The 14,593-nt window shown below is 35.8% G+C and carries 11 protein-coding genes; 6 read left to right on the forward strand and 5 right to left on the reverse strand.

Going from position 1 to position 14,593, the window contains the following annotated elements:
- Positions 1-467 precede the first annotated feature (467 nt).
- The 6 genes from HYD3684_RS08390 (at position 468) to HYD3684_RS03365 (ending at position 8,365) form a co-directional block, all read left to right on the forward strand.
- The gene (locus HYD3684_RS08390; protein ID WP_158305777.1) at positions 468-626 is read left to right on the forward strand and encodes a hypothetical protein; all 159 of its coding nucleotides are present in this window, start codon (positions 468-470) and stop codon (positions 624-626) included.
- 114 nt (positions 627-740) lie between these two features.
- On the forward strand, positions 741-1,961 hold the full coding sequence (locus HYD3684_RS03345) for an RNA-guided endonuclease TnpB family protein (protein WP_015419284.1): 1,221 nt from the start codon (positions 741-743) through the stop codon (positions 1,959-1,961).
- An 8-nt stretch (positions 1,962-1,969) separates the two neighbouring features.
- Positions 1,970-2,749: a glutaredoxin domain-containing protein gene (locus HYD3684_RS03350; RefSeq protein WP_015419285.1), complete on the forward strand. Its 780-nt coding sequence runs from the start codon at positions 1,970-1,972 to the stop codon at positions 2,747-2,749.
- Between the two features lie 80 nt (positions 2,750-2,829).
- Complete coding sequence (locus HYD3684_RS03355) at positions 2,830-5,778, forward strand: ATP-dependent Clp protease ATP-binding subunit (protein WP_015419286.1); 2,949 nt, start codon at positions 2,830-2,832, stop codon at positions 5,776-5,778.
- A gap of 57 nt (positions 5,779-5,835) precedes the next feature.
- On the forward strand, positions 5,836-7,026 hold the full coding sequence (locus HYD3684_RS03360) for a peptidase U32 family protein (RefSeq protein WP_015419287.1): 1,191 nt from the start codon (positions 5,836-5,838) through the stop codon (positions 7,024-7,026).
- Positions 7,027-7,039: 13 nt separating this feature from the next.
- Positions 7,040-8,365, forward strand: coding sequence for a glutamate-5-semialdehyde dehydrogenase (locus tag HYD3684_RS03365; RefSeq protein ID WP_015419288.1), 1,326 nt, complete (start codon positions 7,040-7,042; stop codon positions 8,363-8,365).
- A gap of 1 nt (position 8,366) precedes the next feature.
- On the opposite strand, the gene HYD3684_RS03370 is transcribed toward HYD3684_RS03365, so the two are convergent.
- Genes HYD3684_RS03370 through rho form a run of 5 tightly spaced genes read right to left on the reverse strand, consistent with a single transcriptional unit; the run spans position 8,367 to position 14,539 of the window.
- Positions 8,367-9,434: a glycosyltransferase N-terminal domain-containing protein gene (locus HYD3684_RS03370; protein ID WP_015419289.1), complete on the reverse strand. Its 1,068-nt coding sequence runs from the start codon at positions 9,432-9,434 to the stop codon at positions 8,367-8,369.
- The gene (locus HYD3684_RS03375; RefSeq protein WP_015419290.1) at positions 9,435-10,532 is read right to left on the reverse strand and encodes an inositol-3-phosphate synthase; all 1,098 of its coding nucleotides are present in this window, start codon (positions 10,530-10,532) and stop codon (positions 9,435-9,437) included.
- 2 nt (positions 10,533-10,534) lie between these two features.
- Positions 10,535-11,428, reverse strand: coding sequence for a dephospho-CoA kinase (coaE, locus tag HYD3684_RS03380; protein ID WP_015419291.1), 894 nt, complete (start codon positions 11,426-11,428; stop codon positions 10,535-10,537).
- A complete protein-coding gene (typA, locus tag HYD3684_RS03385; RefSeq protein ID WP_015419292.1) occupies positions 11,425-13,209 on the reverse strand; it encodes a translational GTPase TypA in 1,785 nt (594 codons plus the stop codon). Before typA ends, coaE begins: the two co-directional genes overlap by 4 nt.
- Positions 13,210-13,219: 10 nt before the next feature.
- Positions 13,220-14,539, reverse strand: a complete 1,320-nt coding sequence (gene rho, locus HYD3684_RS03390; protein WP_015419293.1) for a transcription termination factor Rho — start codon at positions 14,537-14,539, stop codon at positions 13,220-13,222.
- Positions 14,540-14,593: the final 54 nt, after the last annotated feature.

Below are 14,593 nucleotides of genomic sequence, written 5' to 3' on the forward strand. Positions count from 1 at the left end.
AATTCTTCAGAGACTTGTCAATAATTTTGTGTCTCATAACAAAATCTCCTGTTGAATATTTGTAAAACTTCATATGATAACCTTTTAAATGTAGAAACTGGTTTACTATACTTATTATTCTTTAAAATATCTCTCTGAACAAGGATATATTATTTCAAGAATCTAAACAGAGCGATAACATCGCATTTTAATTCTAATAAACAAAACAGTCGCTCAGAAACTATGAGAAATGCCTTTAGCACACTAGAGCGCTATAGGGGCGTGGCATACTTGTCGTGGGTTGATAAAAGAACAGGCACACACGATGTAAGAAATGCTACGCACACTATAATGGAAGTGAATTTATGGGAGAGTTTGACAAATACTTGCAAGAAATAGGGATAGAACAGAGCGCTATTAGCGCATTTCAGAGCCAAAGAACAGGACAAGTCTGCCACGGTTTCAAAGCCGCTCAGGAGATGTGAGAAATGCTAAAGCACGCTTGCTATAGCTATCCAAGGACCCTAAGACCTACAAGTATGCCACGGTTTCATTATTCGTTAGGTTATAGAACGCCTGCTGGAGTAGCTTACAAGTATGCCACGGTTAATGGCAATGGTATAAAGAATTCCGAGGTAGTCCCATGATAATGTGGTATAATTTTTTTGTGGGACAAGTATACCACGGTTTATATGTTCACGATGTAGTGAACTTATACAGTTACTTGACAGATCATCAGTTTCGTAGTATAATAAGTATAAATGCTAAAAGCATATAAATACCGCATATATCCAAATGAAGAGCAAAAGACAATCTTTGCTAAAACTTTTGGCTGTGTTAGATTAGTATGGAATCTAATGCTTAATGAGAAGCTTACTGCATATAACAATAAAGAAAAAATACCACAAGTTACACCTGCCAAATACAAATCAGAGTATCCATTCTTAAAGGAAGTAGATAGCTTAGCGCTTGCTAACACGCAACTAAACTTAGAAAAAGCATTTAAAAATTACTTCAAAAATCCAAAACATTTCGGACTTCCTAAGTTCAAGAAAAAGAAAAACAAACAAGCATATACAACAAATAATGTAAATAACAATATTAAAATAGATTTTGAAAATGGATTGTTATACCTTCCAAAAATCAAAAACGGGATAAAGATAAAATTGCATAGAAAATTTGAAGGAAAAATAAAATCCGTTACCATAGTAAAAACAACATCTGGCTCATATTACGCTTCTATATTGGTAGAAACTGAAAATGTTAAGAATAAAGTAAAAGAACCTAAAAATAAAACTTGTGGAATAGACTTAGGATTAAAAGATTTTGCAATAATAACAAATGACACAGGAATACATAAAATAGAGCATCCAAAATACTTAAGAAAAGCTGAAAAGAGATTAAAGAGATTACAGAGAGCATTATCAAGAAAACAAAAAGACTCTAAAAACTTTGAAAAGGCAAGAAAAAGATTAGCCATTCAGTATGAATATGTTTCAAATGCAAGGAATGACTTTCTACATAAACTATCCAAAGCCATTATTGACGATAACCAAGTCATAGTGGTGGAGGACTTGAATGTTAAAGGCATGCAAAAAACAGACCTTGCCAAGCCTGTATCAGACAGCGGATTTGGAACATTTGTTAGATATCTGGAATACAAAGCAGATTGGTATGGTAGACAGCTTATAAAGGTGGATAGATTTTACCCATCATCAAAGCTTTGCAACGTCTGTGGATACAAACACAACGAATTAAAACTGTCTGATAGATATTGGCAATGTCCTATATGTGGAACATACCACGATAGGGATATAAACGCATCTATAAATTTATACAAGGTAGGGTTGGAACGACCCGATTTCAAGCCTGTGGAGCATGCTCTGGTGGATGACCGTATCTCGAAAAGATACCTAAAAAGCCATCATGTGATGAAGCAGGAAGCCACACCTTCTATAAGGTGGGGTAGTTCACCGTTATAATTATCAATATGAGCATATTTACAAAAATATCAACCTTGGGTGCTGTATGGGTGGCGCTAGAACTCGTAATGGGGGTTTTCCATAAAAGCGTATGCACAAGCTCAGGATGTACAATAGCAGCTTCTTACAACAGATATCCAGAATTTATAATGCTTACAATAGGACTTTTGCTTTTTATAGTTTTGGGGATTTTAAAAGAAAAAAAGAAAGAAAAACTATTAGACATCATATTAATAGGAGCTTTGGCTTCTGAGGGCTATCTGCAGGGCTTTGAAATATTTGTAGCTCATACATTTTGTATATTTTGCACAGTAACATTTTTAATAATACTTATTCTTTTTATAATAAGAGTAAAGGAAAACAAAGATATACTCTTGAAAGGGCTTAGTGCTTTTTTATTTGTATTTGTAACGGTTTTTTTAGTCAACAACCCCACTTTAGAGATAAAACACCAATACACGCTCTTATACCTTCCAGGGTGTCCTCATTGTGAACATACAGAAAAGTTTTTAGACGATATACACGTTAAATACGATAAGATAAACGCTTCTCATCACAAAGGACTTATCATGTCTATGGGTATAGATGAAGTACCGGTGCTTTTTGTAAGAGAGCCTTACGGTTATAAAATACTTGTTGGTTCAGATAGCATAGAGTCGTTTTTTAAAAATCCTACAAAAAGCCTACAAAACCAAATAGCCAACCCACCTACTTCAAATAGTAACAGCTTTAACATAGGAGGTGGATGTCAGTTAAATAGTATATTTGGAAGTAATTGTAGCAAATAAATTTAGCAAGATATTATCAAAAAACTTGACATAAGTTTACTAAAGATTATATTAATAACATAACACGTTAGGAGGTAATTATGTATAGCGAAAACATGTGGAGCAAAAAAGTGAAGGACTACGTAGAGCAAGCGTCTTCTATTGCAAGGTCTTTAGGAGATACGAAGGTAGATACGGACCATCTTCTTTTGGCACTTTTAAAAGATCAAGATTCAGCACTTTCAAAATATGTATCCAAAAAAGGCGTAGACGTCAAAGAACTATACCAAAAATTAAAAGAACACATAAACAGTATAGACAATCAGCTTAACAAAGCGGCAGAATCGGAAGCCAGTCATCTTATAGACTTAAGAAGCAAGATAATTCAATTAAAATCTGATATATCAAACATCCAAAATGAGTTATCCGAGATAAGAGAAGCCAAAAGACGCATAGAATATGAGTTAGAAAAAGCAAGAAGGTACGATCTTTGGGGCGCAAGACAATTGGAGTTAGAACTAAGACAGTTAAACGCCGAAGAAGAACATCTAAGAAAAGAGCTTTCAAGGGTAGAACAAAACCTATCTACGGTTTTTGATAAAAGTGCCGTAAGAGATTTTCTTGAAAACAAGATATCAATAGATGCTTTGGTAAAAACCGCTCTAAAAGAAAGCCACTACAAGGATCAGCTAAAAGAGATAGGAATATCTTTTGATAGATATCAAGACAAAGTATTAAAAAGATTTATAGGAAAGACCCCAGAGTTTGGATATGCTAAAAACCTTGAAAAGGTATTTGAAATGGCTCAAGAAAAAGCCGTAAGAGATGGTGTAGCAGAAGTATCACCAGCTCACCTTGTTTCAGCGCTTTTAGAAGCAAAAGATTTTATAGCAGCAAAACTTTTAGATCAAATCATAGGAGGTAAAAGCATGGACACAGAAAAAGAGATCCAAGAAGAGGAAAAGTCTATCCTAGAACGCTACGGAGTAGATCTTACCCAAAAGGCAAGGGACGGTAAGTTAGATCCGGTCATTGGAAGAGAAAAAGAGATAAACCAAACCATAGAAATATTACTAAGACGTAGCAAAAACAACCCTGTTTTAGTAGGAGATCCCGGTGTTGGTAAAACAGCTATAGTAGAAGGTTTAGCCCAAAGTATAGTCAACAAAGAAGTACCCCCAGAACTTCAAGATAAAAGCATCATAAGTATAGACATGGGTTCATTGGTAGCTGGCTCTAAGTATAGAGGAGAATTTGAAGAAAGGGTTAAAAAGCTTTTGGAAGAGCTTAAAGAAAAACCAGAGGCAATACTTTTTATAGATGAAATCCATACCGTCATAGGAGCAGGAAAAGGCGAAGGATCTTTGGATGCCGGCAACATGTTAAAACCGGCTCTAGCCAGGGGTGAAATAAGGCTGATAGGTGCCACAACCGTAGATGAGTACAGAAAATACATAGAAAAAGACTTAGCCTTAGAAAGAAGGTTTCAACCAGTTTATGTAGACGAACCTACTATAGAAGAAGCTATAGAGATACTAAACGGCTTAAGACCAAAATTAGAAGACTTCCATAAAGTAAAGATAGAGGATGATGCAATAGATAGCGCTGTAAAACTTACACACAGGTATGTAACTTTTAGAAAACTCCCAGATAAAGCAATAGATGCCCTAGATCAAGCTTGTGCTCGTAAAAAACTAGCATCTGTAAGCGTACCCCCAGAACTTCAAGAAATAGAAAGAAAACTAAGAGCTTTAGAAGAGCAGATTATAAATGCAAACTTGTCTGGGGATTATGAAAAAGAAGCAGAACTCAAGATTCAAAAGGTTAACCTAGAAAAGCAAAAACAAGATATTATAAATAAGCTTGATATGGTAGATATGAAGATAAACCAACTCAAGAAAAAGCTTGAAGAACTAGAGCAACAGATTATAAAAGTTGCTGAGAAAGGAGACTATGAGAAGGAAGCAGCGCTTAAGATAGAGATGGTAAATACAGAAAAAGAGATAAAAGCCTTAGAGTCAAAAAGAGCAAAAACTTTAAGTGTAACATCAGATGATATAGCTCAAGTAGTATCCGATTGGACTGGTATACCTCTTAACAAGTTAAAAGAAGAAGAAATGGAAAAACTCCTTCACTTAGAAGAAGAGCTACACAAAAGAGTTATAGGACAAGATGACGCTGTGGTAGCTGTAGCAGAAGCCATAAGAAGGGCAAGAGCAGGCTTGAAAGATCCAAAACGCCCAATAGCTTCTTTCTTGTTCTTAGGACCAACTGGTGTAGGTAAAACAGAGCTATCAAAAGCCTTGGCTGAGCTTTTATTTGGAGAAGAAGACGCCCTTATAAGACTTGACATGTCAGAATTTAAAGAAGAGCACACCGTATCAAAGCTTATAGGTGCACCTCCTGGATACGTAGGTTATGAAGAAGGTGGCAAATTGACAGAGGCAGTTAGAAGAAAACCCTATAGCGTAATACTTCTAGACGAAATAGAAAAAGCACACCCAAGGGTATTTGACTTATTCTTGCAAGTGCTTGATGACGGAAGGTTGACTGATTCTCATGGAAGAACTGTGGATTTCAGAAACACCGTTATCATTATGACTTCTAATATAGGTAGCACATACCTTCTAACGTTGCCTTTGGAAGGAGATTCTGAAGAGATAAAGAAAGAGTTTGAAAAAGCTAAAGAAAAGGTGTTAGGAGAGCTCAAACACTTCTTTAGACCTGAGTTTCTAAATAGAATAGATGATATAATAGTATTCAAACCTCTTACCATGGAACAACTTATACAAATAGTAGACTTGTTATTAGACGATCTAAACAAACGTCTAAAAGATAAGGGTATAAAAGTAGAGCTCACTTTAGAAGCCAAGAAAGAACTTGCCAGAAGAGGGTATGAACCAGCTTTCGGTGCAAGACCTTTAAAACGTACAGTACAAAAACTGTTAGAAACACCTTTAGCCAACAAGATGATAAAAGGCGAGATAAAGGAAAACTCTACTGTAAAAGTAGATATAAAAGACGGAGAGTTTGTGTTTGAAACTACCTAACAAATATTTCTGATAACGGCGGGAGAATAACCCGCCGTTTTTTGCTATAATACTTCAATGAAAAAGCCAGAAATACTATCTCCAGTAGGTCATTTTGAAGGATTGATGTCCGCAATAAAAGCCGGCGCTGATGCTGTATACATGGGACTTGAAAAACTAAATCAAAGAGCTGGAAAAGGCGGTTTTTCAAAAGAAGATATAAAAGAAATTAGGCTTATAACCAAAGACCACGGCATAAGGCAATATATAACGCTAAATTCTATAGTGTTTGATGAAGATTTGCCTTATTTGGAAGATGTACTTGATTTTTTAAAAGAAATAGAAGTTGATGCAGTTATAGCTTGGGATTTCTCGGTAGTGCTTGGAAGTATAAAAAGAGGTTTAGAAACACATATCTCTACAATGGCATCGGTATCAAACCACATATCTGGTAAATTCTATAAAGAACTTGGTGTAAAACGAATAGTTCCGGCAAAGGAGCTAGATTTAAACTCCATTAAAAGCTTAAAACAAAATACCGGATTAGAAGTGGAGGTTTTCGTCCATGGATCTATGTGTATGGCTGTATCCGGTAGATGTTTTTTGAGTCATGAGGTTTTTCAAAAATCCGGAAACAGAGGAGAGTGCTATCAAGTCTGTAGACACGAGTTTGATATAAAGGTAATATCGAAAAACTCTGGCACAGAGTATTACCTTGGTAGCGATTATGTTATGTCAGCCAAAGATCTTCTTACTATAAACTTTGCGGATAAGCTTATATGGGCAGACGCTTGGAAAATAGAAGGAAGAAACAAAAACCCAGATTATGTTTATATGACCACAAAAGCTTACAGAGAAGCCAGAGAACGTATATTAAACAACGAATGGTCACAAAAAGGCTATCAAGACCTTATAGATATGTTAGAAAGAGTATATCATAGGGAATGGGACGGTGGTTTTTACTTCGGCGAGGCTTCCTTTGGCATAAACTCATCTATAGCAAAAGAAGAAAAAATATACGTAGGAGATGTTTTAAAATTTTATCCAAAGGCTTCTGTGGCAGAGGTAAAAATAGTAGCACATCCTTTAAAAGTAGGCGATACCATACATATAATAGGAAAAACCACGGGCCTTGTAAGACAGAGAGTAGAATCCATGGAAATAGAAAATCACCGTATAGATCAAGCAGAAAAAGGCACAGTTATAGGTTTAAAAGTGAACGAAAAAGTAAGAGAAAAAGATAAAGTTTATATTGTAAAAGAAAAATAGTATAATATTTTTTATGAAAGAGTACGCTTTAGAAATAGCAACAAAAGCAAGAGCTGTATTGCCTAAACTTTCAAGTTTAAACCCAGGTGTAAAAAATTCTATTCTTATAAGAGTATCTCAACTTTTAAAAGAAAACAAAGAGCTAATACAAAAAGAAAACGAAAAAGACATAGAGTTTGCAAAGTCCATAAATCTTTCAAAGGCAATGATAGACAGGCTTAAAGTGGGAGAAAAACAAATAAACAGCATGATAAAAGTATTGGAGGACGTGGCAAAGCTAAAAGATCCGGTGGGCGAAATAACCTCTATGTGGACGGTAGACAACGGCCTTAAAATAGGTAGAATGAGAGTTCCCCTTGGCGTTATTTTTATAATATACGAATCGAGGCCAAACGTTACTATAGAAGCAGCTAGTTTGTGCTTTAAATCTTCCAATGCTGTTATCCTAAGAGGTGGTAAAGAAGCTATTCACACAAACAAAATACTTTCAGATTTGTTTAGACAAGCTATAAAAGAGCACGTAGAGGGTTTAGAAGATGCTGTTTGCTTTGTAGATAAAAGGGAAAGAGAAATAGTTACAGAACTTTTACAGCTAGAGGGTTTAGTAGATGTAGCCATACCAAGAGGAGGAGAAAGCCTTATAAAGGCTGTATCAGAAACTGCCAAAATACCTGTTATAAAACATTATAAAGGTGTTTGCAGTATATATGTAGACAACGAAGCAGATCTTAAAAAAGCTTACGATATCGTGTACAACGCAAAGGTACAAAGGCCATCAGTTTGCAACGCCATAGAAAACCTTTTTATACATAAAGATCTTTTACAAGATTTTTGGCCCAAAATGGCTATGGTGCTTTTAGAAAGCGATGTTGAACTAAGGTGCGATGAAGATAGCTATGAGATATTGCAAAATAAGGATTTTGAGGCTTTTAAAAGCAAAATAAAAAAAGCAACTGAAAAAGATTACTACGAAGAATTCTTAGATCTCATATTGGCTGTTAAAAAGGTGAACTCTTTGGAAGAGGCAATGCAATTTATAGAAAAATACGGCTCTAAGCATTCTGATGCCATTATCACCGAGAACCATACAAAAGCTATGAGATTTTTGCAAGAAGTAGATTCAGCAGCAGTTTACGTAAACGCTTCTACAAGGTTTACGGATGGCAACGAGTTTGGCTTAGGAGCTGAAATGGGTATTTCTACAGACAAAATCCATGCAAGAGGACCGATGGCTTTAAGAGAACTTACAATAGAAAAATTTATAATCTTTGGAAACGGACAACTAAGAGAAAATGTAGGCATACCAAAAGAACTAAAACAAAAGCTTCAAATAGATTAATTTAGTTTTTAAGATTTTGATGTTGTAAAACAAAAGCTTCTACGTTTTTCAAATAGCAAGCCTTGATAGAATCTGTATAATCTATAAATTTTGTTAGCTTATCTATGCTCAAGGGGTTTTGCAAACATAGTTTTACAGTGTCCAATACATTTTTCTTATCCACTCTAAAGCCAATACCCATTTTTTCTAAGATAGCCGCTACATCTTTTATTTTATCTATATGCTCTCCGTAAATAGAATAAGAACAAAAACCAACTGGCTCCACTATATTATGCCCACCATAACCTTTTACAAAAGACCCTCCCACTATACTAACAATGGCTCTTTTATAATATTCTTTTAGCTCACCAAGCGTATCCAAAACCACAACCCTTGAGTATTTTTTTTGAGTTTTAAGATAGGCGTCTATACTATTTTGTCTTAACAACTTTAACACTTCAGAAGCTCTATCTATATGTCTTGGAGCCAATATAACGTTGTAATCTGTAAATTTTATTATCCACTTTACGGCATCTATTAAAATCTCTTCTTCTTTTTCGTGGGTACTTCCTATTACTATACTATCCTTTTTTATAGGTTCACAGTTTACATCGATACAGAGCTTTAGATTACCACATAAGACTATATTTTTGTTTATAGCATTTAAAAGCTCAAAACTATTTTCATCTTTTGGTAAAATTTTGTCAAAAAATCTTATCAGAAACCTTTCAAGCATATTTTTAGGAGCCCTTGCATTTAAAAGCATTTTTGGTATATCTGATTTTATTAGAAACGGCCAAAACTCTTTTTCCACAGTGATAAGACAGCAAGGCTTTGCGTTGGCTATAAATTTATTCCATATTATCGGCAAATCCAAAGGCAATGGTAGTGTAGGATAATCTAAATTCAAAAAGAAGCGTTTAGCTCTTGGAGAAAAGTATGTTATAAATACGGGGAATTTAGAACTAATATAATCTATTATAAACTTAACGCTGTTAAACTCACCAACGCTTGCAGCATGAAACCAAACGGCATTTTTTGGTAGATTTACATCTTCTATTAAAAGCCTTTTTGAAAGCTCTAGCGTCAATTAGCTGTCTATTTCTCCAGCTATAAACTTGTTAACAAGCTCTTTAGCCTTGTAGTCTGGATATTGTATAGGTGGATGCTTCATCGTATAAGCACTAATAGAATAAAGTGGACCTGATATGCCTCTGTCTTTCGCAAGTTTTGCACATCTTATAGCGTCTATAGCAGAACCAGCGCTATTTGGTGAGTCTTCTACGTCAAGCCTTGCTTCTACATGCATAGGCACGTCCCCAAAAAGCCTACCCTCCATTCTTATATAAGCAACTTTCCTATCTTTTAGCCAAGGTACCCAGTCTGAAGGTCCTATATGTATATTACCATATCCTAAATCGTAATCTATGAGAGAGCTAACAGCTTTTGTTTTAGACTCTTTCTTTGTGTCAAGTCTTTTTCTTTCTAACATATTTAAAAAGTCTGTGTTGCCACCTACGTTTAACTGATATGTTTTGTCTATTTTTACGCCTCTATCTTTGAATAGTTGTGCTATTGTTCTGTGGAATATAGTAGCTCCGAGTTGAGATTTTATATCATCCCCTACTACCGGTATGCCAGCCTCTTTAAAACGCTTAGCCCATTCGTTATCAGAGACTATAAAGGTAGGCATAGCATTTATAAAAGCAACACCAGCTTTAAGAGCACATTCGGCATAAAATCTAGCAGCTTGTTCTGAGCCGACAGGTACATAGTTTATTAGCACGTCTGCATTGGTTTCCTTCAACACGCTTATTATGGTATCCATATCATCTTCTTTTTCATCGGCTTTTACAAAGGTAAGATCTTCAGGGTAGTTTGACATGTGGTCTGCAAAACCATCTAAGACTTTGCCCATTCTAACTTTGCAGCCTAGATTTGGCACGTTTGGCTCAAAAACCGCAGTGCAATTTGGCTTTGCGTAAATGGCTTCTGAAACGTCTTTACCGACTTTTCTTTTGTCTATATCCCAAGCAGCCACAACCTGTATGTCGTAAGGCTTGTATCCCCCGATATCATCGTACATAAGTCCGCTTACGTCTTTTAAATTATTTTTCCTGTAGTAAAATATGCCTTGTATAAGAGCGCTAGCACAATTTCCCACTCCAACTACAGCAAGCTTTATCATTGTTACCCACCGCCGTATTCTGATTGTTCGATTTCCATCATGAAATCTTCTACATAATGAGTAATTTGATCAAAAAGCTCTTGGTCTGGAAGGTCAAAATAATGATCAAAAAGTTCTATCCTTCTCTCATGACATTTGTTATCTTCTAAGCAAAATTTTATTAAAACCAATGGCCTTTTACAATCGGGGCAGCAATCGTTCCCAGGCATACAAAGTTCTACTATCGTTTCTACCTGATCAAAGCTGCTATTCAAAAACTCCTCTAACCTCTTAATCTTATCCAAATGCTCTTTCCATTTTTCCATACCTAATATTTTAGCATACCTGATCTTGTTGTATATATTTTTTACCTGTTTCATAGTAAACTCTTTGCCATCTGTATTGTCTATCACAAAATCTGCGTATTTTATTTTTTCTTCTATTGGCATTTGTCTTGATAATCTTTTTTCTATCTGCTCCTCTGTATAGCCTTTTTTAATAAGCCTTTTTTTTGAAGTCTCCTTGTCAGCATAAACCACTATTACAATATCGTAATCTTTATAAGTACCATTTTCTACAACAAGAGAAGCCTCTAATGCAAACATATCACAATCTAAATTTTTCATTAAATTATCTAGATATTCGTAAAGGGCTTTGTGAACTATTTTCTCTAAAGACAAGAGCTTTTGTTTATCGTTAAAAACAATATCTGCAACTTTTTTCCTGTCTATATTTCCATTTTTCAATATATCTTCTCCCAGAAGCTTCACGACATCACGCTTTAACTTTTCATCGTTTTCGTAAAGCTCGTGGATTATAGCATCTGCATCGTAAACACAAACTCCCAAGTCCTTAAATAAAGACGATACAAAAGATTTGCCTACACCGAAATTTCCAGTAATAGCTATTTTTATCACTTTTTCTTCTTTCTTATCCTTATGGCATCTGGTGTAACTTCTATAAGCTCATCTTGAGTGATCCACTCCATCGCTTGTTCAAAGTTCATTTTTCTGGGAGGGGTAAGTCTTACATACTCTTCTGCCGCAGCGGCTCTGTTGTTGGTTAATTTTTTTTCTTTAGTTATATTTACATAAAGATCGTTGTCTTTGTTGTGCTCTCCTATCACCATACCTTCGTAAACTTCTGTACCTGGTTCTATGAAAAATATACCCCTATCTTCAAGTCCAAGCAAAGCGTAAGGAGTAGCCACACCTTTTCTATCTGCTACTATTGCCCCGTTTATACGGCTTTTAATTTCACCCTGCCAAGGTTCATAGCCTTCTAAAACCGTATTTATGAGACCTTCCCCTCTTGTATCTGTCTTAAACTCTGATCTATACCCTATTAAACCTCTGGAAGGTACAATAAATTCCAACCTTACTCTGCCAAAACCATGGTTTATCATATTCACCATACGCCCTTTCCTAGAACCAAGCTTTTGAGATACTATTCCTATATGTTCTTCCGGTATGTCTAAAATAACCTTTTCTATAGGTTCTAATTTTTTACCGTTTTCTTCTATAGTCACCACATCTGGTTTTGACACTTGGAATTCGTAGCCTTCCCTTCTCATAGTTTCTACTAAAATAGCCATTTGAAGCTCGCCTCTTCCCATAACCAAAAAAGAATCTGTAGAATCTGTATCTTTTACCTTTATAGCCACATTCATCAAAGTTTCTTTATAAAGCCTATCTCTTAGATGCCTTGAAGTCACATATTTCCCAGATCTTCCAGCAAAAGGAGAATCGTTAACAGAAAATGTCATGAATATAGTAGGTTCTTCAACTTTTATAGAAGGTAATGGCGCAGGATTTTCCACGTCTGAAATAGTTTGACCTATGTTGATATCATCAAAACCAGCTACAGCCACTATATCACCAGCAAATGCTTCTTTTGTTTCCACTCTTTTTAGTCCTTCTATTGTGTATATGGCTTTTATGAAACCAGTTTTAACAACACCCTCTTCTGGTGAGACTATGGATACTTGTTGATTTTGCCTTAATGAGCCATTTTGTATACGCCCTATGGCCAATCTTCCTAAAAAATTATCGTAATCTAAAGATGCTACTAAAAGCTGTAAAACTTGATTCTCATCGTATTTTGGAGCTGGAATAGTATTTATAATGGCTTCAAACAAAGGTTCTAAAGAAGATGATTCTTCTTCTAAAGAAAGCTTAGCTATACCTTTTTTGGCTATGGCGTATAAAACTGGAAAATCCAGTTGGTCTTCTGTAGCATCAAGGTCTATAAAAAGGTCGTATATTTCGTTTAAAACCTCTTGCGGTCTTGCATCTTGCCTGTCTATTTTATTTATTACCACTATAGGCACAAGCTTTGCTTCAAGAGCTTTTCTCAACACAAACCTAGTTTGAGGAAGAGGTCCTTCGGCAGCATCCACAAGAAGTATTACCCCATCTACCATATTTAGAACGCGCTCCACTTCACCACCAAAATCAGCGTGTCCAGGAGTATCCACTATGTTTATCTTTATGCCTTTATAGTTCACAGAGGTGTTTTTTGCTAAAATCGTAATACCTCTTTCTCTCTCAAGCGCATTGCTATCTAAAATACGCTCTTGTACCTCCTCATTTTGTCTAAAAGTACCACTTTGTTTTAGAAGTGCATCCACCAATGTGGTTTTACCATGGTCTACGTGAGCAATAATTGCTATATTCCTAATATCTTCTCTAATCTTCATCTATCATCCTTTAAGCGTTCATCGCTTTCAAAAACTCTTGATTCGTTTTAAACTTTTTGAGCTTATCAAGTAAAAACTCCATCGCTTCTACATCATCCATAGAAGAGAAAAATTTCCTAAGAACCCATATACGCTGCAACTCCCAATCTGACAAAAGTAGCTCCTCTTTTCTGGTACCGGATTTACTTATGTTTATAGCTGGGAATATACGTTTCTCTGTTAGCCTTCTATCAAGGTGTACTTCCATATTACCAGTGCCTTTAAACTCTTCATATATAACATCGTCCATACGAGAACCAGTTTCTATTAGCGCTGTAGCTATGATGGTTAGACTTCCGCCATCTTCTATATTTCTAGCGGCTCCAAAGAATTTCTTGGGTCTTTGTAAAGCTGTAGCTTCTATACCACCTGAAAGCACCCTACCTGTTGGTGGTGTTACAGCATTAGAAGCTCTTGCAAACCTTGTCATAGAATCAAGAAGTATTACCACGTCATTTCCAAGCTCCACGAGTCTTTTGGCTTTTTCTATAACAAGCTCAGCTACTTGCATATGTCTTTCTGGTGGTTCATCAAAGGTAGAAGCTATAACCTCTGGTTCATGATCGGCATTGTCTGCATTTGACATCACTATACGCCTCATCTCAGTAACTTCTTCCGGTCTTTCATCTATTAACAAAATAATTAAGTATACTTCTGGATGATTGGTAAGGATAGCCTTTGACAGGCGTTGAAGAATGACAGTTTTACCAGCTTTTGGCGGTGCTACAATAAGCCCCCTTTGACCTTTACCAATAGGGCTAACCAAACTAAGTACCCTTGTAGCATAGTCCGATGGATCGTATTCTATATTAAGGCGCTCCGTAGGATGGTACGGCACCAGCTTATCAAAAGATGGCCTACTCCTTAGTTCCAACGAACCTATAGGCAATCCGTTTACTGATTCTATCTTTATAAGAGCGTAATATTTTTCGTTGTCCTTTGGGGGTCTTGAAAAACCTATTATGGTATCACCGGTCCTTAAATAGAGTTTTTTTATCTGAGACGGAGATACGTATATATCGTCTGGATTGGGCATATAGTTGTTGTTTGGACTTCTTAAAAACCCATACCCGTCTTGCAAAACTTCTAGTACTCCTCTTACAAACCTTAGACCCTTTGTTTTACCGTAAGCTTCAAGAATATTTTCTATAAGCTCTTCTTTTCTTATACCAGTGATCCTTTTTAAATCAAACTCTTTACCGAGTTTTTGTAACTCGGACATTGTCATTTTTTTAAGTTCCTCTAGCGATAGCTCTTTGTTGGTTTCTTTAGTCGTAATGTCTTGTTCCATAGTCAATCCCACCTAATTAAACGCTGGTATTTGTATAGCGGGTTTATGGCCATC

Origin of the sequence: Hydrogenobaculum sp. 3684 (genome assembly GCF_000213785.1) — a bacterium.
In the GTDB taxonomy this organism is placed as follows: Bacteria; Aquificota; Aquificia; order Aquificales; family Aquificaceae; genus Hydrogenobaculum.